Annotated in this window: 21 protein-coding genes; 10 read left to right on the top strand and 11 right to left on the bottom strand. The window is 66.6% G+C overall.

Annotated elements, in window-relative coordinates:
- The 3 genes from AC1REK_RS22830 to xth form a co-directional block, all read left to right on the top strand.
- A partial coding sequence (locus AC1REK_RS22830; RefSeq protein ID WP_492270089.1) for a DNA translocase FtsK occupies positions 1–414 on the top strand: 414 nt, incomplete at its 5' end.
- 191 nt (positions 415–605) lie between these two features.
- Positions 606–1,430: an outer membrane lipoprotein carrier protein LolA gene (locus AC1REK_RS22825; protein WP_327520556.1), complete on the top strand. Its 825-nt coding sequence runs from the start codon at positions 606–608 to the stop codon at positions 1,428–1,430.
- A gap of 175 nt (positions 1,431–1,605) precedes the next feature.
- Entirely contained in the window at positions 1,606–2,421 is an 816-nt protein-coding gene (gene xth, locus AC1REK_RS22820; protein ID WP_492270090.1) for an exodeoxyribonuclease III, read from the top strand.
- Positions 2,422–2,448: 27 nt separating this feature from the next.
- Here the strand turns inward: xth and AC1REK_RS22815 are convergent, their stop codons facing one another.
- Positions 2,449–2,913, bottom strand: a complete 465-nt coding sequence (locus AC1REK_RS22815) for a cyclic nucleotide-binding domain-containing protein (RefSeq protein ID WP_316021003.1) — start codon at positions 2,911–2,913, stop codon at positions 2,449–2,451.
- Between the two features lie 4 nt (positions 2,914–2,917).
- On the bottom strand, positions 2,918–3,604 hold the full coding sequence (locus AC1REK_RS22810; protein WP_316021002.1) for a response regulator transcription factor: 687 nt from the start codon (positions 3,602–3,604) through the stop codon (positions 2,918–2,920).
- Between the two features lie 275 nt (positions 3,605–3,879).
- On the opposite strand from AC1REK_RS22810, the gene AC1REK_RS22805 reads away from it, so the two are divergent.
- The 3 genes from AC1REK_RS22805 (at position 3,880) to AC1REK_RS22795 (ending at position 6,866) form a co-directional block, all read left to right on the top strand.
- Entirely contained in the window at positions 3,880–4,431 is a 552-nt protein-coding gene (locus tag AC1REK_RS22805; RefSeq protein WP_492270091.1) for a L,D-transpeptidase family protein, read from the top strand.
- A 151-nt stretch (positions 4,432–4,582) separates the two neighbouring features.
- Complete coding sequence (locus tag AC1REK_RS22800; RefSeq protein WP_492270092.1) at positions 4,583–4,960, top strand: VOC family protein; 378 nt, start codon at positions 4,583–4,585, stop codon at positions 4,958–4,960.
- Between the two features lie 136 nt (positions 4,961–5,096).
- A complete protein-coding gene (locus tag AC1REK_RS22795) occupies positions 5,097–6,866 on the top strand; it encodes a sensor domain-containing diguanylate cyclase (protein WP_492270093.1) in 1,770 nt (589 codons plus the stop codon).
- A 55-nt stretch (positions 6,867–6,921) separates the two neighbouring features.
- Here AC1REK_RS22795 and AC1REK_RS22790 read toward each other — a convergent pair whose 3' ends face one another.
- Positions 6,922–7,620: a YggS family pyridoxal phosphate-dependent enzyme gene (locus AC1REK_RS22790; RefSeq protein WP_492270094.1), complete on the bottom strand. Its 699-nt coding sequence runs from the start codon at positions 7,618–7,620 to the stop codon at positions 6,922–6,924.
- 90 nt (positions 7,621–7,710) lie between these two features.
- Between AC1REK_RS22790 and leuS the strand changes: the two genes are divergently transcribed.
- Genes leuS through holA form a run of 3 tightly spaced genes read left to right on the top strand, consistent with a single transcriptional unit; the run spans position 7,711 to position 11,911 of the window.
- Complete coding sequence (gene leuS / locus AC1REK_RS22785; protein WP_492270095.1) at positions 7,711–10,335, top strand: leucine--tRNA ligase; 2,625 nt, start codon at positions 7,711–7,713, stop codon at positions 10,333–10,335.
- Positions 10,322–10,867, top strand: coding sequence for an LPS assembly lipoprotein LptE (gene lptE, locus AC1REK_RS22780; protein ID WP_492270096.1), 546 nt, complete (start codon positions 10,322–10,324; stop codon positions 10,865–10,867). The genes leuS and lptE overlap by 14 nt, the downstream gene beginning before the upstream one ends.
- An 18-nt stretch (positions 10,868–10,885) precedes the next feature.
- The gene (holA, locus tag AC1REK_RS22775; protein WP_492270097.1) at positions 10,886–11,911 is read left to right on the top strand and encodes a DNA polymerase III subunit delta; all 1,026 of its coding nucleotides are present in this window, start codon (positions 10,886–10,888) and stop codon (positions 11,909–11,911) included.
- On the opposite strand, the gene AC1REK_RS22770 is transcribed toward holA, so the two are convergent.
- The 5 genes from AC1REK_RS22770 to mnmE all read right to left on the bottom strand — a co-directional run bounded on the left by AC1REK_RS22770 (position 11,912) and on the right by mnmE (position 17,603).
- Positions 11,912–12,799: a ParB/RepB/Spo0J family partition protein gene (locus AC1REK_RS22770; protein ID WP_316020994.1), complete on the bottom strand. Its 888-nt coding sequence runs from the start codon at positions 12,797–12,799 to the stop codon at positions 11,912–11,914.
- 33 nt (positions 12,800–12,832) lie between these two features.
- A complete protein-coding gene (locus AC1REK_RS22765) occupies positions 12,833–13,663 on the bottom strand; it encodes a ParA family protein (protein WP_066473557.1) in 831 nt (276 codons plus the stop codon).
- Positions 13,660–14,313, bottom strand: a complete 654-nt coding sequence (gene rsmG, locus AC1REK_RS22760) for a 16S rRNA (guanine(527)-N(7))-methyltransferase RsmG (protein ID WP_492270098.1) — start codon at positions 14,311–14,313, stop codon at positions 13,660–13,662. The genes AC1REK_RS22765 and rsmG overlap by 4 nt, the downstream gene beginning before the upstream one ends.
- Positions 14,310–16,202, bottom strand: coding sequence for a tRNA uridine-5-carboxymethylaminomethyl(34) synthesis enzyme MnmG (mnmG, locus tag AC1REK_RS22755; RefSeq protein ID WP_492270099.1), 1,893 nt, complete (start codon positions 16,200–16,202; stop codon positions 14,310–14,312). Before mnmG ends, rsmG begins: the two co-directional genes overlap by 4 nt.
- Positions 16,203–16,292: 90 nt before the next feature.
- Positions 16,293–17,603: a tRNA uridine-5-carboxymethylaminomethyl(34) synthesis GTPase MnmE gene (mnmE, locus tag AC1REK_RS22750; RefSeq protein ID WP_492270100.1), complete on the bottom strand. Its 1,311-nt coding sequence runs from the start codon at positions 17,601–17,603 to the stop codon at positions 16,293–16,295.
- Positions 17,604–17,664: 61 nt separating this feature from the next.
- Here mnmE and AC1REK_RS22745 point away from each other — a divergent pair, with 61 nt between their 5' ends.
- The gene (locus AC1REK_RS22745) at positions 17,665–19,656 is read left to right on the top strand and encodes a thioredoxin domain-containing protein (protein ID WP_492270101.1); all 1,992 of its coding nucleotides are present in this window, start codon (positions 17,665–17,667) and stop codon (positions 19,654–19,656) included.
- A gap of 81 nt (positions 19,657–19,737) precedes the next feature.
- On the opposite strand, the gene rho is transcribed toward AC1REK_RS22745, so the two are convergent.
- The 3 genes from rho to hemE all read right to left on the bottom strand — a co-directional run bounded on the left by rho (position 19,738) and on the right by hemE (position 22,693).
- Positions 19,738–21,003, bottom strand: a complete 1,266-nt coding sequence (gene rho, locus AC1REK_RS22740; RefSeq protein ID WP_066473551.1) for a transcription termination factor Rho — start codon at positions 21,001–21,003, stop codon at positions 19,738–19,740.
- 226 nt (positions 21,004–21,229) lie between these two features.
- Positions 21,230–21,655 (bottom strand): protoporphyrinogen oxidase HemJ, encoded by a 426-nt coding sequence (gene hemJ / locus AC1REK_RS22735; protein WP_327520544.1) that lies wholly within the window; start codon positions 21,653–21,655, stop codon positions 21,230–21,232.
- A 12-nt stretch (positions 21,656–21,667) separates the two neighbouring features.
- On the bottom strand, positions 21,668–22,693 hold the full coding sequence (hemE, locus tag AC1REK_RS22730) for a uroporphyrinogen decarboxylase (RefSeq protein WP_492270102.1): 1,026 nt from the start codon (positions 22,691–22,693) through the stop codon (positions 21,668–21,670).
- Positions 22,694–22,818: the final 125 nt, after the last annotated feature.

Below are 22,818 nucleotides of genomic sequence, written 5' to 3'. Positions count from 1 at the left end.
CTCTACATGGCGGGCGGCGGGCGGATCACTCGCGTGCACGGCCCCTTCGTCTCGGACGCCGAGGTCGAGAAGGTCGTGGCGCATCTGAAGACGCAAGGCCGGCCGGACTATCTCGATGCCGTCCTCGCCGAGGAGGAGGAGGGCGCCGGCGCGGAGGAGGACGGCGCCGTCTTCGACAAGACCGGCATGGGCCAGGCCGAGAGCGAGGACCCTTACGACCAGGCGGTCGCCGTCGTGCTGCGCGACAAGAAGGCCTCGACCTCCTACATCCAGCGCCGCCTGCAGATCGGCTACAACCGCGCCGCCTCGATCATGGAGCGCATGGAGAACGAGGGCATCGTCGGCCCCGCAAACCACGCAGGCAAACGCGAAATCCTCGTGGAGACCTCGCGCGCCCGGGAGGACGAGGACTGAGCCATGCCGGCGAGAACCGGGCGCGGCGCGCCGCCACAGCGTTTTCGGCCGCAGTATCGCGCGAAACCGGTCCTGAAATTGCCATGAGCAACGTGCAACCTCGCCGATAGTAGCGGCGTTGAACCCTTGCCGGCGTGCCTCGCCGTCACGATATCCAGCGTCAGCCCGAGAAAATGGAACCGAGCCGCCTCATGAAGCCTTCGCTCCCCACGTCAGCTTTCGCAGCAGCCGCCCTGGCGCTCGTGCTGGCGTCGGGCTCGGCATGGTCGCAGCCGCTCGACATCCGGCCCGCGACCCAGCCGCCGGCGCCGAAGCAGCGGGCCATCCCCCTGCCGCCGACCCGCCCGCCCGGTCTCGGAATGCCGCGCAACGACGTCGCTGCGGCGCCGACTGCCGCCCCGGTCGCGACCCCTGTGGTCACCGCAAACAACGAGCCGCAGCGCCCGGCGCCCGCCACCAAGCCTTCGCGGCCTTCCGCGCCATTGTCCAAGCCGGAAGCGGTCGAGCGCCTGAACGCCTATTTCAACGGCTTTGCCACCCTGCAGGGCGACTTCATCCAGTTCGCCGCCGATGGCCGCCGCTTCGAAGGCAAGATCTATGTCCAGCGCCCCGGCAAAATGCGCTTCGAGTATCGTCCGCCGGTGACGATGGAGGTGATCGCCGACGGCACCTCGGTCGCGATCCGCGACAAGAAGCTGGCGACGCAGGACCTCTATTCGATCGGCCAGACGCCGCTGAAGTTCCTGCTGAAGGAGCACATGGACCTGGCGCGGGATTCGACTGTTACCGGCGTCAGCACCAAGGGTGACATCCTCTCGGTCAAGATCGAGGACCGCTCCACGCTAGGCGGCACCTCGAAGATCACCCTGAATTTCGACCTGACCGCCAACGAGCTCAGGCAATGGGTGGTGATCGACCCCCAAGGCTACGAGACCTCGGTCTCGCTCTACAATCTCGACACCCAGCGCCGGCCCGACCAGAAGAACTTCGTGATCGACTACCAGCGCGTGCTCTGACCGCGCTGGCCCTCCGCCTGCTCCTGTCGAGCTGCCGGCCGCAACGAAGCGGAGCGCCGGACTCGGCGCCGCTGACGCGACCTGTCTGGAATGACCTGCCGGCCAGTCTGCCGGCCCTTGCTTTTCTGCGCGGGGCGACCCAGTTTCCGGCTCCCATTCCGACCGGATCCCGCGCGTGAAGCTCGACGTCACCACCTGGAACATCAATTCGGTACGCCTGCGCATCGGCCTGGTCACCGAATTCCTCAAGAACCACCGGCCCGACATTCTCTGCCTCCAGGAGACCAAGACGCCGGACGAGCAGTTCCCGGCGAAGGCCTTCGCGGAGGCCGGCTATGCCCACCAGGCCTTCATCGGCAACAAGGGCTATAACGGCGTCGCCATCGTCTCCAGGCTGCCCTTCTCCGAGAAGCAAGCGATGGCGATGTGCGAGCGCAACGACGCCCGCCATATGAGCGTCGTGCTCGATGCCGGCGCGGGAGCGGCTGCCGGCATCGCCATCCATAACTTCTACATCCCGGCCGGCGGCGACATCGCCGACCCCGAGGCCAATCCGAAATTCGCGCACAAGCTGCAGTTCCTCGACGCGCTCGGCGCCTGGGGCATCGCCAAGAACCCGTCGGGACGTCCGAGCATCCTGGTCGGCGACCTCAACATCGCTCCCTACGAGCACGACGTCTGGAGCCACAAGCAGCTCCTCGACGTCGTCAGCCACACGCCGATCGAGACCGACACGCTGGAAAGACTGCGTAGCGAGCTCGGCTGGGCCGACGCCGCCCGCACGCTCAAGCCTGAGCCGGAGAAGCTCTACAGCTGGTGGAGTTATCGCGCCGCCGATTGGCAGGCATCCAATCGGGGCCGCCGGCTCGACCACATCTGGCTCTCCGCCGGGCTGAAGCCGACGCTGCGCGATCTCGAATTCCTGCGCGAGGCGCGCGGCTGGGAACGCCCTTCCGACCATGTCCCCGTGACGGTCTCGCTCGAACTCTGAGGGCCACCGCGAGCAGGGCGGCGCCGCTCAGCGCCAGTCGATCGCCCTGAGCGACATGCCGACCGAGGCGAGTTCGCCGGTGAACTCCGTCAGTCGCTCCTCGATCGCATGCGCGAGGGCCGCCGCGGAATCCGGCGATTCGGCCAGCACGCGCCGCATCACGCTGCGCGAGAGCTTCATCACCTGCGTAGGTTCGCGGGCGATCGCCGTCGCCGGCCGTTCCAGCGCCGCGAACAAGGCGAGCTCGCCGATCAGCGCGCCCGGCCCGGCGATCTCCTCGGCAGGGCGTCCATCATCGTCTCGGCTGAGCGCGACCGCGCCGGAGACCACCAGGAAAGCCCCGTCCGAGCCCTCACCGCGTCGAAACAGCACATCACCCGCGCGCAAGGTACGGCTTTCCGCCGCGAAGGCGACGAGGCGCAGCGCGTCGCGATCCATCAGGCTCAGCAGCGGCTGCCGGGCCAGGAATGCGATGTCGTCGTTGAGCGCCATGATCTCAGGGGTTCAGCCGATAGCCACCGGCATCGGTCACGAGCAAGCGGGCATTTGCGGGGTCAGGCTCGATCTTCTGCCGGAGCCGGTAGATATGCGTCTCCAGCGTATGGGTCGTCACCTGCGAGTTGTATCCCCAGACCTCCTGCAGCAGCACCTCGCGCGCGATCGGTTTGCGCCCGGCGCGATAGAGGAAACGCAGGATCGCCGTTTCCTTCTCGGTCAGCTTGGTCTTCGAGCCCTTGGCGTTGACCAGCAGCTTCGAGCCCGGATGAAAAGTATAGGGCCCGACCTGAAAAACCGCGTCCTCGCTGGCCTCGTACTGCCGCAGATGAGCCCTGATCCGCGCCAGCAGCACGGCGAACTTGAACGGCTTGACGACATAGTCGTTGGCGCCGGCCTCGAGCCCGAGCACGGTGTCGGCATCCGAGCCCTGCCCGGTCAGCATGATCACCGGGCTCTTGAAGCCGTTCTTGCGCATCAGCTTCACTGCCTCGCGCCCGTCCATGTCGGGCAGGCCGACATCCATCACGACGAGGTCGACGCGCTCGGCCTGGACCATCTTGACGCTCCCGGTCGCGGTCGCGGTCGTCGAGACCCGGAATTCGTCGTAAAGTGCGAGCTGCTCGGCGAGCGCGTCTCGCAGGCTCTGGTCGTCATCGACGAGCAGGATATGATGCGTGGCTGACATGATGCCGATTCAGCTCGATTGCGTTCGTGCCGACACTAGAGCATGGCAGGAAAAAGTGGGAACCGGTTTTTCACCGAAGCCATTTGCCAAGCCTATGCCGGCGATCACGTTTTTCTCATTTTCCTGCCTCGGCCCGCCCGCTGCGTGGGGCTGGCGCGCGCAAGAGCCTATCGCAAGCGCGCTTTCACGTTCACCCGGCGCTAACCCTCCGAAGCGAATCTTGCAGCAACCGGCCCTGCAAAGGTGCCGGCAAGCCGTTCAGGACAGGGATCGCCGTGAGCAGAGCTGAAGACCGTGCCGGCAGCCGCCGGTTGACGCGGATCACCGTGGTGCGCTCGGTGCGCGATCGCCGCAAGGGCTTCCTCAAGGCTGGCGGGGCGGTCTTCCCCTGCGCGCTCGGCCGCTCCGGCGTCATCGTCGACAAGCGCGAGGGCGATGGCGGCACGCCGCGCGCCGAACTGCCCCTGCGCCGCCTGTTCTTCCGCGGCGACCGGCTGGCACGGCCGGCGAGCCTTCTGCCCGCACGCCGGATCGGCCCGCGCGACGCCTGGTGCGACGACACCAACGACCGGCGCTACAACCGGCTGATCGACCGCCCGCCGGGCGAGGCCGAGGAGCGGCTCGCCCGCGCCGACCATCTCTACGACGTCATCGTCGAGCTCGGCTGGAACGATGCGCCGGTCAGGCGCGGCCGCGGCAGCGCGATCTTCTGGCATCTCGCACGGCCCGGCTTCACGCCGACCGCCGGCTGCGTCGCCGTCGAGGGCCATGTCTTCGCCAAGGTGCTGCCGCGGCTGGCGCGGGCCTGCACGCTTGTGGTTCGCTAGCAGCCACACGGCTCGGCCCTCTGGAGGCTTGCAAAGCCGGCCACCTCATCGATACTGGCTGGGAGCACCGTCTCGACGAACAGATTCGCGGCAGCGTCCCGACTTGGCACCGCCCAGGCAGGCACGCTGATCCACGCAGCGGGACCTTGCCATGAACGACTCTTCTCCTCGCCCGATCGGCTTCGGCCGCGTCGCCGCCATGTTCCCGGTCAAGGATATGGAGCGCGCCCACGCCTTCTATGCCGGCGTGCTCGGCTTCACGAAAACCTTCGAGAACGGCCAGCCGGTCGGCTTCATGATCCTGAAGAAGGACGGCGCCGAGATCCATCTGACCCTGCAGAAGGACCACAAGGCCGCGCCTTTCAACATCGCCCATATGATGGTCGCGGACGTCGACGCCTTTCATGAGCTCTGCCGCTCGCATGGGCTGCGCATCGTCAAGGGGCTGCGCGACAAGGATTACGGCTTGCGCGCCTTCGTCTTCGAGGATCCCGATGGCAATCGCATCGACGTCGGCCAGCCGATCTAGAGCATAGAGGACCGTCGAACGCATTCGAGCGCGGTCGTTCACGCGCCGCAAACCATCGTCCGCGACGGTCGGCGTTCGTTAACCGACGATTCGCCCAGACGATCGATCCTCTTCGGCGCTATTGCCGGAGAGGATCATGCCAAAGCGCCTGTCACTGGTCGGGCTGGCCGATCGCCTGACGCTGCGGCAGCAGACCGCCGCCATGGCCGGCCTGCTCTGCATCGTCGTCGTCGCCGTCTCGGCCGCCGGGGCCGCCTGGCTCGCCCGCCGGGATGCGGTGCGCGAGGCCAACCTCGAACTCGTCGCGCTCGCCCGCACGATGTCGGACCGGCTCGACCAGAACATGTTCGAGCGCTACCGCGAGATCAAGAATCTGGCCGAGATGGAGCCGCTGCGCGGTCTCTGGCAGGACAATCCCGCGCGGGTCCGGGCGGTCTTGATGCAATTGCAGGCCGGCCTCAGCGACTATGCCTGGCTCGGCCTCGCAGAGCCGAGCGGCAATGTCCGCGCCGCGACCCGCGGCATGCTCGAAGGCGTCTCGGTTGCCCAGCGCCCCTGGTTCATCAGCGGTCTTGCCGGGCCAGCCGTAGAGGACGTCCACGACGCCAAGCTGCTCGATTCGCTGTTGCGCAAGAGCCCGGACGAAGCGCCCTTTCGCTTCGTCGACGTCGCCATGCCGGTCTTCGACCCGACCGGCGCCAAGGTCGGCGTCCTCGGCGCACATCTGAGCTGGAACTGGGCCGGCACCCTGCGCGACAACGTCCTGCGCAACCACGATCCCGCCCTCGCCTCCGAACTCTGGGTGCTCGGCCGCGACGGCACCGTGCTGCTCGGTCCGAAAAACGCCAGGCGTTTCGAGAGCGCAGAAATCGCCGGAGCCCGCCACGGCGTCTCCTTCGTCGACCGGTCCGGCGATCAGCCGATGCTGACGGCGCTCGTCGCGACCAGGGGGCTGGACGATTATCCGGGCCTCGGCTGGGTCGTCGCCGCCCGGCGCCCCGTCGATGTCGCGCTCGCGCCAGCCAATCGCCTCACCGCCGTCATCGCCTTGCTCGGCCTGGCAGTCGCGGCCATCGGTGCCGCGCTCGCCTGGTTCCTGGCCGGCACCGTCACCAAGCCGCTACGAACCCTCTGTCGTTCGGTGGACCTGATCGGCCGCGATCCGAACGCCGCCGGCATCAGGCGCCAGCACGGCTCGCGCGACATCCTCCAGCTCTCGGCCGCGCTGCGATCCTTGCTGCGCCGCCTCGGGATAGCCGAGAAGGGCGCGCGCGACGCCGCTGCGACCATTCGCGACGTCCAGGCCAAGGCCGACAAGCAGGCTCGCGAAGCCGACGAGAAGACCCGCCGCCTCGGCTCGGACCTGCACACCCTCCAGATCCTCGCCGACACCGACCCGCTGACCGGGCTGCTCAACCGTCGCGCTTTCCTGCCCTTCGCGGAAGACGCGATGAACTATTATAAGCGCTATCGCCGCAATCTCGGCGTGCTGATGTTCGACATCGACCACTTCAAGCGGATCAACGACACTTTCGGCCATGCCGGCGGCGACGAAGTCATCCGCGCCGTCTCCAAGATCATCGCCGGCCAGATTCGGACGACCGACAAGGTGGCGCGCTTCGGCGGCGAGGAGTTCGTCGTGCTGCTGCGCGAGACCGATGCGCAGGGTGCCGAGAATCTTGCCAACCGCATCCGCGAAGCGATCGGCGCGACGGTGGTGACGCAGGGCCTGTCTCAGATCGAGCTCACCATCAGCGTCGGCGCCGCCATCGTCTGCGAGCAGGACCGCGATATCGAGGATGTGATCGAGCGTGCCGACAAGGCGCTCTATGCGGCCAAGTCCTCCGGCCGCAACCGCGTCGTGCTGGCGGAAGCCGAACGGGCGCCGGCCCCGGCCGACTCCTGAGCGGGCCGGCCATACCCGGCACTACCGGAAATAGACCGGCGATATCAGCGGCTTGTCAGGTAGTGCCGTAGTCGCGCGCGCCGAAGATCGCGCTGCCGACGCGCACATGCGTCGCTCCGAGCTGGATCGCCGCCTCATAGTCGGCACTCATCCCCATCGACAGGATCGGCAGGCCATTGCGCTTGGCGATCTTGGCGAGCAGCGCGAAATGCGGCGAGGGCGGCTCGTCCGCCGGCGGGATGCACATCAGCCCCTCGATCTCCAGCCCGTAGGTCACCCGGCAGCTCGTCAGGAAGGCGTCGACATCGGGCGGCAGCACGCCGCCCTTCTGCGGCTCGGCCCCGGTGTTGACCTGGACGATCAGCCGCGGCGCGCGGCCGCTGCGGGCGATCTCGCGCGACAATTCCTTGGCGAGGCTCTCGCGGTCCAGCGAGTGGATCGTATCGAATAGCGCCACCGCCTCCTTCGCCTTGTTGGACTGCAGCGGCCCGATCATGTGCAGCTTCGCATGGGGGAAGCGTTCGCGCAGCTCCGGCCATTTCGCCTTGGCTTCCTGAACGTAGTTCTCGCCGAAATCGACCTGCCCGGCCTCGAGCGCCGGCAGGATCGCTTCGGTCGGCTTGGTCTTGGAGACCGCGATCAGCGTCACATCCTCCGGCCGGCGGCCGAAATCGCGCGCCGCACGCGCGATCGCCGCACGCGTCTCCTGCAATCCCTTCACCACATCCTGCATCGCGCCGTCCTTTGCCCGCATCGCCGCCAAGCCTTTCCAAACATTGACCCGGCGCGTCCGATGGTGTCCTAGTCCGGGCCAGTCCGATTACGCAAGAACGACACGATCAGCATGGCCGCCGAACGCTACAATCCGAAGGAAGCCGAGCCGAAATGGCGCAAGGTCTGGGATGAGCGCAAGCTCTTCGAGACCCGCAACGACGATACGCGCCCGGCCTACTACGTGCTCGAGATGTTCCCCTATCCGTCGGGGCGCATCCATATGGGCCATGTCCGCAATTATGCGATGGGCGACGTGGTGGCGCGCTACAAGCGGGCCAAGGGCTTTGCCGTGCTCCATCCGATGGGCTGGGACGCCTTCGGCCTGCCGGCGGAGAACGCCGCCAAGGCCAACAAGGTCCATCCGCGCGAATGGACCTACGCCAATATCGCGACGATGCGTACGCAGCTGCAGTCCATGGGCCTGTCGCTCGACTGGAGCCGCGAGCTCGCGACCTGCGACCCCAGCTATTACCGCCACCAGCAGAAGCTCTTCCTCGACTTCCTGAAGGCCGGGCTGGTCGACCGCAAGACCGCCAAGGTCAACTGGGATCCGGTCGACGAGACCGTGCTCGCCAATGAGCAGGTCATCGACGGTCGCGGCTGGCGCTCGGGCGCCGTCGTCGAGCAGCGCGAGCTGACCCAATGGTTCTTCAAGATCACCAACTACGCCCAGGAGCTCAACGACGCGCTCGACGGGCTGGAGCGCTGGCCGGACAAGGTCCGGCTGATGCAGAAGAACTGGATCGGCCGTTCCGAGGGCCTGCTGGTTCGTTTCGCGCTCGAATCGAATGCCCTGGGGCAGGACGAGCTGGAGATCTACACCACCCGTCCGGACACGCTGTTCGGCGCCCGCTTCATGGCGGTCGCTGCCGACCATCCGCTGGCCAAGGCCGCCGCCGTCGACAATCCCGGGCTCCAGGCCTTCATCGCCGAATGCAAGAAGACCGGCACGGCCCAGGAGAACATCGACAAGGCCGGCAAGCTCGGTTTCGACACCGGCCTGCGCGCCGTCCATCCCTTTGATCCATCATGGACTTTGCCGATCTACGTGGCGAATTTCATCCTGATGGAATACGGCACCGGCGCGATCTTCGGCTGCCCGGCGCATGACCAGCGCGACCTCGACTTCGTCAACAAGTACGACCTCGGCAATACCCCGGTGGTCTGCCCCGAAGGCGTCGATCCCGCGAGCTTCGTGGTCACCGACACCGCCTATACCGACGATGGCCGGATGATCAATTCGCGCTTCCTCGACGGTATGACCATTCCGGAGGCGAAAGAAGAAGTCGCGCGGCGCCTCGAGGCGGAGACCCGCGGCAACCGGCCGGTCGGCCAGCGCAAGGTCAATTTCCGCCTGCGCGACTGGGGCATTTCGCGCCAGCGCTACTGGGGCTGCCCGATCCCGATCATCCACTGCGCCGATTGCGGCACCGTTCCGGTGCCGGAAGAGCAGCTGCCGGTGAAGCTGCCCGACGACGTCTCCTTCGAGAAGCCGGGCAACCCGCTCGACCATCATCCGAGCTGGAAGAACGTCTCCTGTCCGTCCTGCGGCAAGCCGGCGCGGCGCGAGACCGACACCATGGATACCTTCGTCGATTCGTCCTGGTATTTCGCCCGCTTCACCAATCCCTGGCTCGAAACCAGCCCGACCGACCGCGCCGCGGTCGACCGCTTCCTGCCGATCAACCAGTATATCGGCGGCGTCGAGCACGCGATCCTGCACCTGCTCTACTCGCGCTTCTTCACCCGCGCGATGAAGGCGACCGGCCATGCGGGCGTCGACGAGCCCTTCGACGGCATGTTCACCCAGGGCATGGTCGTGCACGAGACCTATCGGGCGCAGGACGGCAGCTGGGTCGAGCCCGGCAATGTCCGCATCGAGGTCACCGGCAGCGAGCGCCGCGGCTTCGACGTCGACACGGGCGCACCGATCGAGATCGGCTCGATCGAGAAGATGTCGAAGTCGAAGAAGAACGTCGTCGACCCCGACGACATCATCGCTTCCTACGGCGCCGACACCGCCCGCTGGTTCATGCTCTCCGATTCGCCGCCGGATCGCGACGTGATCTGGAGCGATGAGGGCGTGCAGGGCGCTGCCCGCTTCGTCCAGCGCCTCTGGCGCCTGGTCAGCGAGATCGCCGCACGGACCGGCAATCGCGTCGCCCGCCCGGCGAGCTTCGGCGAGGCGGCCTCGCTGCTGCGCAAGGCGAGCCACCGCGCCTTGCATGCGGTCGGCGCCGATATCGAGCGCCTCGGCTTCAATCGCTGCGTCGCGCATGTCTATTCGCTGACCAACGCCATCGCCAAGACGCTCGACGCCGCAGCCGAAAGCGCTGATCTGCCGGCCGACACCGCCTTCGCGCTGCATGAATCCGCCATGATCGCGACGCAGCTTGTCGCCCCGATGATGCCGCATCTCGCCGAGGAATGCTGGCAGGCCCTCGGCTTGCCCGGTCTCGCCGGCGAGGCCGCCTGGCCGGAAGCGGAAACGGATTTGTTACGCGATGACAGCATCATCCTGCCGGTACAGATCAACGGCAAGAAGCGGGCCGAGGTGACCGTGGCGGCGGATGCCGATACGGTGGCGGTCGAGGCTGCTGCCCGCGGCTCGGAAGCCGTGGTCAGGGCGCTGGAAGGCCGGGCGATCCGCAAGATCATCGTGGTTCCGGGGAGAATCGTGAATGTCGTCGTCTGAAGCCGGAACCATCCACCGTCGCGGCCGGCCGTTCGCGCTGGCCGCCGCGCTCACGCTGGCGGCGCTCGCGGGCGGCTGCTTCCGGCCGCTTTATGCCGACGCCACGGTGAGCAAGGTCGGCGACAATGTCCGCAATGCCATGCTCAGCATCGAGGTTCCCGAGATCAAGGGCCTCGTCGGCCACTATCTGCGCAATGAGCTGGTCTTCGAGTTCGATGGCGGCGGCGCTCCGGACCTGCAGAAGAAGTTCCGCCTGGTCGCGAACACCACCGAGTCGCTCGAGGTGATCACCGTCGACTACGCAAATGGCCGCGCCGATTCGGCGATCCTCGTCGCCACGGCCGACTGGCAGTTGCTGCGAAACGGCTCCAACGAGGTCATCGCCTCCGGCCAGAGCGTGGTGCGCGCGCCCTATGAGCGCTCGACCCAGCGTTTCGCCAATCTGCGCGCTGCGCGTGACGCGCAGATCCGGGCCGCCAAGAATCTGGCTCAGCTGATCCGCGCCCGCGTCGCCGCCGACCTGACCGCCTGAGCCGGCGGCACCGCCGCCATGGCGACGATCAAGGCGCATGAGGCGGACCGGGCGCTGGCGCGGCCGGACCCCGCCTGGCGACTCTTCCTGTTCTACGGCCCCGATGCCGGGCTCGTCTCGGAGCGGGCGACGGCGCTCGCCCGCGCCAGCGTGGACGATGTCCAGGATGCCTTCCAGCTGGTCCGCATGAGCGGCGACGACATCGCCGGCGACCCGCTGAGGCTGGTCGACGAGGCCAATACCATCGGCCTGTTCGGCGGACGGCGGGCGATCCGTGTCTCGGTGACGTCCAAGCCCCTGCTCGCGGCGGTGGAGCCGCTGCTGGCGACGCCGTCCAGGGACGCCGTGGTCATCGTGGAGGCCGGCGATCTGCAACGCTCCAACCCGCTCCGGACTGCCTGCGAGAAGGCCCGAACCGCCCTCGCAGTCCCCTGCTATGGCGATGCCGCCCGCGATCTCGGCACGATCGTCGACGAGATGGTTCGTGCCTCCGGCAAGTCCATCGACCGGACGACGCGCGACTCCCTGGTCGGCCTGCTCGGCGGCGATCGCCAGACCTCCCGGCAGGAGATCGACAAGCTGATCCTCTATGCCGGCCAGGACACCGCCGTCACGCTAGCCCATGTCGAATCGGTGGTCGGCGATACCGCCCAGCGCGAGCAGGCAAGCGTCATCGACGCGGTCTTCGCCGGCCGCTTCGCCGCCCTGGATCTCGCCTTCGGCAAGCTTGCCGGCGAGGGGCTCGACATGGGTGTTCTGCTCGGCGCGGTGCTGCGCCATGCGCTGGCGCTGATGAAGGCCCGCTTCGCGCTCGATGCCGGCCGCAGCGCCCGCGATGCCGTGGCGGCGATGCGGCTGCCCTATCCGCGCCTGGCACCGGCGGAAGCCGCGCTTGGCGCCTGGAATGCGACGAAACTCAAGGATGCGGTGTCAGTGCTGGGCGCCGCCATGATCGCGGTCCGCCGCGATGGCGAGATGGGCAAGCCGGTCGCGATGCGAGCGCTCTGGACGCTCGCCCGCATGGCCGGGCCCGGCCGAGGCTGATCAGTCCTTCAGGCGCCGGCACAGCGCGTCGAGCTGCTCCAGCGTCTTGTAAGCGATCTTCATTTCGCCGCCGCCATTGGCCCGGTGCTTGATCGAGACGCCGAGCCCGAGCGCCTCTTCCAGTGCCTTCTCGACAGCGCGGGTATCGGGGTCCTTTTCCCGCTTCGCGACCGCCGCAGTGTTCGGCACGCTTTTGGTCTCGCCGCGTGCCTCCTCCTGGCCGAGGCGCTCGATATCGCGCACCGTCAGCCCCTGCTCGACGATGCGCTTCGCCACCTGTTCCGGGTCCGAAACAGAGAGCAGCGCCCGGGCATGACCGGCGGAAACCGCTCCTTCGCTGACCATCTGCCTTACGGGTTCGGGCAGCTTGCTGAGGCGCAGCGTGTTGGCGACATGGCTGCGGCTCTTGCCGATCACCTTCGCAAGATCGTTCTGGGTATAATCGAATTCGGCGATCAGGCGCTCATAGCCGGCCGCTTCCTCGATGGCGTTGAGATCGGCGCGTTGCACGTTCTCGACAATGGCGATCTCGAGCGCTTCGCGGTCATTGGCCTCGACCAGGATCACCGGGACTTCGTGCAGCTCGGCCCGCTGCGCCGCCCGCCAGCGCCGCTCACCGGCGATGATCTCGTACGCATCGAGCATGCCCGGGAAGGCCCGCACGATGATCGGCTGGAGGATCCCGCGTTCGCGCACCGAGGCCGTCAGATCGTCGAGCTCGGCATCGTCGAAGATCCGGCGCGGATTGCGGGCGCTCGGACGCAGGAACTCGACCGGCACCTTGCGCTGGCCGCGCGAGCGCTCGATCGCCCCGATCTCGTCACCGACATCGCCGATCAGCGCGGCGAGACCACGGCCAAGACGTGAGCGTCCCTGCTCCTCCGCCATCGTCAACCTCTTGAACTTTCTATATTTTCGGAACTAGGCCGCGGCCCGCAGGGTCCGCTCGCGCTTGATCACCTCGGAGGCCAGCCGGAGATAGGCCTGCGAACCCGCACAGCGCAGATCATAAAGCAGTGCAGGCTTGCCATAGGACGGTGCTTCTGACACCCGCACATTGCGCGGGATCACGGTCTCGTAGACCTTGTCGCCGAGGAAGTCGCGAACATCGGCCATGACCTGGCCGGAGAGATTGTTGCGTGGGTCGTACATGGTCAGCACGACGCCCTGGATGATCAGCCGCGGATTGAGGCCAGCGCGCACCTGCTCCACCGTCTTCAGGAGCTGGCTGAGGCCCTCCAGCGCGAAGAACTCGCACTGCAGCGGCACCAGCACGGCATCCGATGCCGTCATCGCGTTGATCGTGATCAGGCTGAGCGAAGGCGGGCAATCGATCAGGATATAGGTCAGGTCGTTGCAACGCTGGTCGTGCTCGAGCTCGTCGACCGCCTTCTTCAGGCGCTGCACCCGGTCCTTTTCCCCTGCGATCTCGAGCTCGACGCCGAGCAGGTCGAGCGTCGACGGCGCAATGAACAAATTGGGAACGGCCGTTGCCTGCATCGCGGCGCCAAGGCCGATATCGCCGCAGAGCACGTCATAGGTCGAGGCGCGCCGGCTTTTCCGGTCGACGCCGAGCCCGGTCGAGGCGTTGCCCTGAGGGTCGAGATCGATGATCAGCACCTTCTCGCCGATCGCCGCCAGCGCGGTGCCGAGATTGATTGCCGTCGTGGTCTTGCCGACGCCGCCCTTCTGATTGGCGAGGGCCAGGACACGAGGCCGGCCGGAGCTTGGCCGAGGGCCTAGGTCGTTCATGAGTCGGTCCGCTTCTGAGCGTTGCGGATCACCAGGATACGCGCCGCCGAATCCGTAACGGAAGGAAACGTTGATGCCTGAATCTTCCAATATTTAGAAGCGTCGGTCAATTCGGCATCTAGATGTTGTCCCTTCGGAAAGACCCCGATCACACCGGTTCTCAACAGCTCTTTGCACCAGTCCAGCAGGAGCGGCAAAGGCGCGAGCGCCCGCGCCGTCACCACATCGACCTTGCCGAGAAATTGCGGCATCGCATCCTCGATCCGAGTCGCATGAACCGTCACCGCCGCGCCGGTCAGTCGGGCCGCATGGCGCAGAAAGGCGCATTTGCGGGCGTTGCTCTCGACCAGATCGATATGTCCGCCGACCTCCGCCAGCCGGATTCCAAGAACCAGACCGGGAAAGCCGCCACCGGAACCGAGGTCGAGCCAGCGCCGGGCTTCAGGGGCATGATCGAAGAGCTGAAGCGAATCGGCGATATGCCGGGTCCAGACCTCGTCGAGTGTCGCGGTCGAGACCAGGTTCTTGGCCCGCTGCCAGCGTTCGAGCTCGGCGACGAGGACAGCCAGGCGCTCCTCTGTTTCACGTGAAACAGGAGTCAAGCTCAAACCGCGTTGGCGGTCCGAATTATCAACTGAACGCACAGTCATGATGCCGCTTCGGTGACGGTTGCGGATTTTCTCCGCCGCGCATGCGCTGCCAGCAAGGTCAGGGCCGCCGGCGTCATGCCTTCGATCCGGCCGGCTTGCGCCAGATTGGCGGGCTGGGCGGCTTCGAGCTTGGCGCGTAACTCATTGGAAAGACCAGAGATTTCAGCGAGGTCGAGATCCCGCGGCAGGCTCAGCGCCTGGTCGCGCTGATAGGAATCGATCTCCGCCGACTGCCGGTCGAGATAGACCGCATAGGTCGCGTCGGCGCTGACGCGCATCGTCACATCCTCGGGATAGCCCGCGAGATCGGGCCAGGCGCTGGCCAAGGCTCCGAACTCGACACCGGGATAGGAGAGGATCTCGAAAAGGCTGCGCTTGACCCCGTCTCGATTGACCTGGAGGCCGGCCCCCGCCGCCTCGGACGGGGTCAGCACGCGCTGCTTCAGCTGCGCCGTCAGCTTCGCGATCTGGTCCTGCCGCGTCGCGAACTTGTCCCGTCGCGTCGCACCGACCAGGCCGAGCGCGATCCCAAGGCCGGTCAGGCGTTCGTCGGCATTGTCCACCCGCAGCGAGAGCCGGAACTCGGCACGCGAGGTAAACATCCGGTACGGCTCCGTAACGCCTCGCGTCACCAGATCGTCGATCATCACCCCGATATAGGACTGCGCCCGGTCGAGCACGATCGGCTCGCTGCCGCCGGCGCGCCTTGCGGCGTTGAGCCCGGCGAGCAGGCCCTGGCCCGCCGCCTCCTCATAGCCGGTGGTGCCGTTGATCTGCCCGGCGAGGAAGAGCCCACGGATCGCACGCGTCTCGAGCCCGGCGGTCAGGGCGCGCGGATCGACAAAATCATACTCGATCGCATAGCCCGGCCGCAGCATCGTGGTGCGCTCGAGCCCCGGGATCGTCTTCAGCAGGCCGAGCTGCACATCCTCGGGCAGCGAGGTCGAGATGCCGTTCGGATAGACCGTCGGATCATCCAGCCCCTCAGGCTCCAGAAAGATCTGGTGGCCGTCACGGTCGCCGAAGCGGCCGACCTTGTCCTCGATCGACGGGCAGTAGCGCGGGCCTCGCCCTTCGATCTGGCCGGAGAACATCGGCGCGCGATGCAGGTTGGCCCGGATCAGCTCATGGGTCGCCAGCGTGGTCCGGGTGATGCCGCAGGAGATCTGCGGCGTCGTGATCGCGCTGGTCAGCGCCGAGAACGGCTCCGGTGGGTCGTCTCCGGCCTGCATGTCCAGTGCAGCCCAGTCGATGGTTCGGCCATCGAGGCGCGGCGGTGTACCGGTCTTAAGCCGTCCCAGCGGGAAATGATGCCGTTCCAGCGTCAGCGAAAGCCCGACCGAAGGCGCTTCGTCGACGCGCCCCGCGGCGATCTTGGTCTCGCCGATATGGACGAGGCCGCGCAGGAAGGTGCCGGTCGTCAGCACGACCGTTCCACAGCCGAATCGACGGCCATCGGCGAGGACCACGCCGCGGACCTCTCCCTCGTGGACATCGAGATCGAACGCTTCGCCCTCGATCAGATCGAGTCCGGAACAACCTGCGAGCGCCGCCTGCACCGCCTCGCGATAGAGCCTGCGGTCGGCCTGGGCCCGCGGCCCACGCACGGCCGGGCCCTTGCGCCGGTTGAGCATGCGGAACTGGATGCCGCCCTGGTCGGCGCAACGCGCCATGATGCCGTCGAGCGCATCGATCTCACGGACGAGATGGCCCTTGCCGAGCCCGCCGATCGCCGGATTGCAGGACATCACCCCGATGGTCGCGAGCTTGTGGGTAAGCAGGGCCGTGCGTGCGCCCAGCCGCGCGGCCGCGGCGGCGGCTTCCGCCCCCGCATGGCCACCGCCGACGACGATCACGTCGTAATGCGTCGTTCCGTTGCTGTCAGACATGGTTCTTCGCTAGCCAAGCCTTTCGGCGCGGTCAATGAAAACACCGGTGATCACGGCCTCGTGCGACGAAATCGCTGCCTGGCAGCCGGCTTACTTGCCGATGCAGAAGCCGGAGAACAGGCTGTCGAGCACGTCTTCGACATCGATCCGCCCGACCAGCCGCTCCAGGGCACGCGCCGCCAGCCGCAATTCCTCGGCGATCAGCTCGGGCTGGCTATGATCGAGAGCCTCCGCACGGATGATGGCCGAGACCGCTTCGCCAACCGCGATCCGCTGCCTCTCGCGGGTCAGCAAGGCCGGCTCGGGGCTCGCCATGTCCCGCAGGCGCGCACCGATCAGCTCGATCAGTTCGTCGACGCCTTCTCCGCTTCGCGCCGAGACCCCAACCTCTCCGGTCCGCTGCTCGCCCGGCAGATCGATCTTGGTCACGATCGCAAGGCTCGACGCGCCCTCCGGCAACGGTACCGGGTCCGAATCGATCGCACGCAGGTGCAGGGTGAGATCGGCATCGGCCACGCGCTGCAGGGCTCGTCTCACGCCTTCGACTTCGATCTCATCTGCGCTTTCGCGTAGCCCAGCGGTATCGACCAGCAAGACCGGTATGCCGCCGAGATCGAGTCGGACCTCGATCGCGTCGCGGGTCGTGCCGGCGATCGGCGAGACGATGGCGACGTCGCGGCGTGCCAGCGCATTCAAGAGGCTCGACTTGCCGGCATTGGGCGGCCCGGCCAGCACGACGACGAAGCCCTCACGGACGCGCTCACCGGCCCTGAAGCTGCCCAGCGCGGATTGAAGACTCGGTAGTACCGTCCGTGCAATGCCGACCGCCTCCGCGATCAGCGGCCCCGAAACATCGCCTTCATCGGCAAAATCGATCTCCGCCTCGAGCAGCATCATCGCCTTGATCAGCGCGGTACGCCATTCGGCCGCGGCGATGCCGAGCGCGCCTTCCATCTGGCGCAGCGCCTGCCGACGCTGCCATTCCGTCTCCGAATCGATCAGGTCGGCCAGGCCTTCGACGGCGGCAAGGTCGAGCTTTCCGGCCTCGAAGGCACGCCTTGTGAATTCGCCGGGCTCGGCAAGGCGCAGGCCGGGCAGGGCGGTCAGGGTCGACAGGAGCCGCGACAGCACGGCGCGCGAGCCGTGGACCTGGAACTCAGCGACATCCTCGCCGGTGAAGCTCCCAGGCCCCGGAAAGTAAAGCACGAGCCCCTGATCGATCACCTCGCCATCGCGGTCGCGCAGGGCGGAGAGCCGGGCCAGCCGCGGTTTCGGCACCGTTCCCAGAATCGTTTCGAGTACGAATCGGACCTGACTGCCCGAGACCCGCACCACCGCGACGCCTGCTCTGCCGGCGGCGGAGGACAGCGCCACGATCGTCGGATAGGCTGTGCCAGTCATACCGCGCTCCTTCACCGGCCTATTGCGTCAGTTTGGCCGGCCCCGACCGGGAAGCCCGCTCATGAACCGCCTCAGGCACGCCGCCAGCCCCTATCTGCTGCAGCATCGCGACAATCCCGTCGACTGGTGGGAATGGAGCGAGGAAGCCTTTGCCGAGGCGAAGGCCAGCCGACGGCCGGTCCTGCTTTCGGTCGGCTATGCCGCCTGTCACTGGTGCCATGTCATGGCGCATGAAAGTTTCGAGGATCCCGCGACCGCCGCGGTGATGAACGAGCTCTTCGTGAACATCAAGGTCGATCGCGAGGAACGGCCGGACATCGACCATGTCTACATGAACGCGCTGCACAGCCTCGGCGAGCAGGGCGGCTGGCCGCTGACCATGTTCCTCGATTCGGACGGCGCGCCCTTCTGGGGCGGCACCTATTTCCCGCCCACGGCGCGCTATGGAAGGCCGAGCTTCGTCTCCGTGCTGCGCCAGCTCGCCGGCATCCACCAGCAGGATCCCGAGCGAATCCGTCGCAATGCCGAGGCCATACGCCATGCGTTGCAGCAGAGCGAGAGCAGGCCGGCAGACGAAGCCGTGCCGGAACCCGATCTCGATGGCCTCGCCCGCGGCATAGCCCGGCGTTTCGACCGCGACCATGGCGGGCTCGCCGGAGCGCCCAAATTCCCCAACCCCGGCCTGATCGAGTTCCTCTGGCGCCATGCCGAACGCAGCGCCGACCATGATTCGCGCCAGGCGGCGAACCGGACGCTGGAGCAGATGGCCCGTGGCGGCATCCATGACCATCTCGGCGGCGGCTTTGCCCGCTATGCGGTCGACGAGCGCTGGCTCGTGCCGCATTTCGAGAAGATGCTCTACGACAATGCCCAGCTCCTGCCGCTCTACGCGCTCGAGGCGGCACGAACCGGCGAGCCGCTCCTGCTCGAAGCGGCGGAAGGCATTGTCGGTTGGCTGGAACGCGACATGCTCCTGCCCGAAGGCGCATTCGCCGCGAGCCTCGACGCCGATTCCGAGGGCGAGGAGGGCAAGTTCTACGTCTGGACCCCGGCCGAGCTCGCGCGGCTGCTCGAAGCCGACGACGCTGCCCTGTTCGGGCAGCACTACGACGTGACCGCCGAGGGCAATTGGGAAGGCCACGCCATTCTCAACCGGCTGGAGACGGCCGATCCTTCGCCGGACATCGCGATAGTCCTCGCCGAGCTTCGCGCAAACCTGCTGGCCGCCCGCAACAAGCGCGTTCCGCCCGGTCGCGACGATAAGATTCTGGCCGACTGGAACGGGTTGATGATCTCCGGCCTCGTCCGCGCCGCCGGAATCCTCGGCCGCAAGGACTGGCTTGCGCTCGCCGTCGGCGCCTTTCGTTTCGTTGCCGAATCCATGGCGGATGGCGCCGGTCTCGCGCACTCTTACCGTGGCGGTCGGTTGATCGCGCCGGGCTTCGCCCTCGACCATGCCGCGATGGCCGAGGCCGCTCTGGCGCTGCATGACTCAACTGGAGATGAGCACTACTTCGCTCTCGCCAGACGTTGGAGCTCGCATCTGGATGGGTACTACCGCGAGGCCGACTCAGGCCTTCTGCGCATGACTCGGGCTGACTCTGCGGAACTTCCGGTCATACCCAGGCCGACTCACGACGATGCGGTGCCGAATGCCAACGGCCTGCATGCCGCCAACCTCCTGCGGATCGCCGCGCAGACCGGCTTGGCCGAAGATCGCAAGCAGGCCGACCGATTTCTCTCGGCCATACTCGCCGTTGCCGCACGCGCGCCGATGGCCCATGGCTCGGTCCTGAACGCCTATGATCTCGCGCGCAACGGCGTCGAGATCGTACTGGCCGGGCCCGGTCGCGAGGCGGCGCTGGCACTACCGCATCTGACGACGATGCTGGTCACCTGTCCCGATCCGGACGGCCTACCGCCCGATCATCCCGCCCACGCCTATGCCAAGCAGGCCGGCAATGGCGCCGCCTTCATCTGCCGGCATGGCCGCTGCCTCCCACCCGTCACGGACCCGAATCGATTGGCCGAAGCGGTTGCAGCTGCGCCGTGAGCTTCGACGAGGACGTCGTCACGAAAAAGGCCCCGGCTTTGCGCCGGGGCCTCTGCATTCCGTGGTGACGATGATCGCCGGTCAGGTGTTCATCGAGTCGAAGAACTCGGAGTTCTGTTTGGTCTGGCGCAGCTTGTCGATCAGGAACTCGATCGCGTCCTGCGGGCCCATCGGGTTGAGGATGCGGCGCAGCACATAGGTCTTCTGCAGATCCGAGCGCGGCGTGATGAGCTCTTCCTTGCGGGTGCCGGACTTGAGGATGTCGATCGCCGGGAAGATGCGCTTGTCCGCCACCTTGCGGTCGAGCACGATTTCCGAGTTACCGGTGCCCTTGAACTCCTCGAAGATGACTTCGTCCATGCGGCTGCCGGTATCGATCAGCGCGGTCGCGACGATGGTCAGCGAGCCGCCTTCCTCGATGTTGCGGGCTGCGCCGAAGAAGCGCTTCGGCCGCTGCAGGGCGTTGGCGTCGACACCGCCGGTCAGGACCTTTCCGGAGGACGGCACGACGGTGTTGTAGGCGCGGCCGAGGCGGGTGATCGAATCGAGCAGGATGACGACATCGCGGCCATGCTCGACCAGGCGCTTGGCCTTCTCGATCACCATCTCCGCGACCTGGACGTGGCGGGTCGCCGGCTCGTCGAAGGTCGAGGACACCACCTCGCCCTTCACCGAGCGCTGCATGTCGGTGACTTCCTCGGGGCGCTCGTCGATCAGCAGAACGATCAGGTAGCACTCGGGATGGTTGGTGGTGATCGACTGCGCGATGTTCTGCAGCAGCACGGTCTTGCCGGTACGCGGCGGCGCGACGATCAGGGCGCGCTGGCCCTTGCCGATCGGCGCGACGATGTCGATGACGCGCGGCGAGAAATCCTTCTTGGTCGGATCCTGGACCTCGAGCCGCAGACGCTCATCGGGATAGAGCGGCGTCAGATTGTCGAAATGGATCTTGTGCCGGATCTTCTCGGGATCCTCGAAATTGATCGTGTTGACCTTGAGCAGGGCGAAATAGCGCTCGCCATCCTTGGGTCCGCGGATCGGGCCTTCGACCGTGTCGCCGGTGCGCAGGCCGAATTTCCGGATCTGCGAGGGCGAGACATAGATGTCGTCCGGGCCCGGCAAGTAGTTCGAATCGGAGGAACGCAGGAAGCCGAAGCCGTCCTGCAGGACCTCGACGACGCCTTCGCCGAGGATTTCGGTCTCCTTCGCCGCGAGCTGCTTCAGGATCGCGAACATGAGCTCCTGCTTGCGCATCGTGCTCGCATTCTCGACCTCCATGCCTTCGGCGAAGGCAAGCAGTTCAGTCGGCGATTTGACCTTGAGTTCGTGGAGTTTGATTTCCCGCATGGGGCACCTGGGTCTGGGTGTTAACGGCCCGGGCGGGGAGCCTCGGGCGGAGGCAGAGGAGGGAATCGACGGGATGGGGCCGGTGGCCCGCATGTCGGAATGTCGTGGTCGCCTGCGGGAGCAGCCGTGGCACGAGCCGTCGACGAGAGGAAGGACGCAAACAGGAAGCGCAACTTCTGATAGCTGCTTTCCCAGCGTCGCTCAAGCGGGAAACCGCGAGCGTGGTTCAGAACGGCTTGACGATGACCAGGATGACGATCGCCGCCATGATCACGGCCGGGACCTCGTTCAGGATCCGGTAGAAGCGCGCCGACTTGTCGTTGCGATCCTCGGCAAAGGCGCGGACCCGGCCGACGAGATAGCCATGGATGCCCGACAGCACCAGTGCGAGCAGGATCTTGCCGTGCAGCCAGCCGCCTTTGAAGGCGAAGCCGCTCCAGGCGAGGTAGAGGCCGAGAATCCAGGCCAGGGTCATCGACGGGTTGATGATGCCCTTCAGCAGCCGCCGTTCCATGATCTTGAACGTCTCGGACTGGATCGAGCCGACCTGCGCCTCGGCATGGTAGACCATCAGGCGGGGCAGATAGAGCATGCCCGCCATCCAGGCGATGATCGCCATCACATGGAAGGCCTTGATCCACTCATAGCTCACGGCGGCTAATCCTTACGAACGAACCAGCTTCACCAGTTGCTCGACATGAGCGACCGGGGTCTGCGGCTGGATGCCATGACCGAGATTGAAGATAAAGGCCCGCTCGGACATCGCCTCGCGGATCGCCGCAACATCATGTCGCAGCGCCTCGCCACCGGCGATCAGCGCCAGCGGGTCGAGATTGCCCTGCAGCGTCACCTCCGGATTGAGCGTCGCGGCGGCCCAGCGCGGATCGACGCCCCAATCGAGGCCGATGCCGTCGGCGCCGCTGCATTGCGCCAGCCCTTCCAGCCGCGGGCCGGCACCGCGCGCGAACAGGATCACCTTGACCTGCGGATGCTTCGCCTTCACGCCAGCGACGATCCGGCGCAGCGGCGCGAAGGAGAGCTTCTCGATCAGGCTCGGCGGCAGGGCGCTGGCAAAGCTCTCGAAGACCTGCACGACCTGGGCGCCGGCATCGATCTGGCGGTTGAGATAAATGATCGAGGCCTCGACCAGTCGTTCGATCAGCCGATCGAGGAAGACCGGGTCGCTATAGGCCACGAGCCTGGCCGGCGCCTGGTCGGGGGTACCCTTGCCGGCAAGCATATAGCTCGCCACCGTCCAGGGAGCGCCGCAGAAGCCGATCAGCGCGGTCTCGGCGGGCAGAGCCGCCCGGACGCGCTCGACGGTCTCGAACACCGGCGCAAGCCGTTCCAGATTGAGCTCCTCGTCAAGCCTTGCAAGGTCGCCCGCATCGGCGAGGGCTTCCAGCTTCGGACCCTCGCCCTCGGCGAACCAGACCTTCTGGCCGAGCGCATGCGGAACGACGAGAATGTCCGAGAACAGGATCGCGGCGTCGAAGCCGAAGCGCCGGATCGGCTGCAAGGTCACTTCGGTGGCGAAGGCCGGATTGTAGCAGAGGTCGAGGAAGCCGCCGGCCTTTGCCCTGACCTCGCGATACTCCGGCAGATAGCGTCCGGCCTGGCGCATCAGCCAGAGCGGAGGAATCGCCGTCTTTTCGCCAGAGAGTGCGCGCAGGAAAAGGGAGGTGGTCATCGTGCTCGCTTACCCTCGGCGGCGGTCCACCGACCGGCCTTAAGAGAATCTTTAAATTTAGAGAGTCTTTTGTTTTGACTCTTGGGACCCCGGACATAGCCCGGCACAATCCCATCCACAACCGA

It is taken from the genome of Allobosea sp. GW823-FHT02B03 (assembly GCF_058797755.1).
Note: the sequence above shows the minus strand (reverse complement) of the source record. Positions and strands in the feature narration are given on the sequence as shown.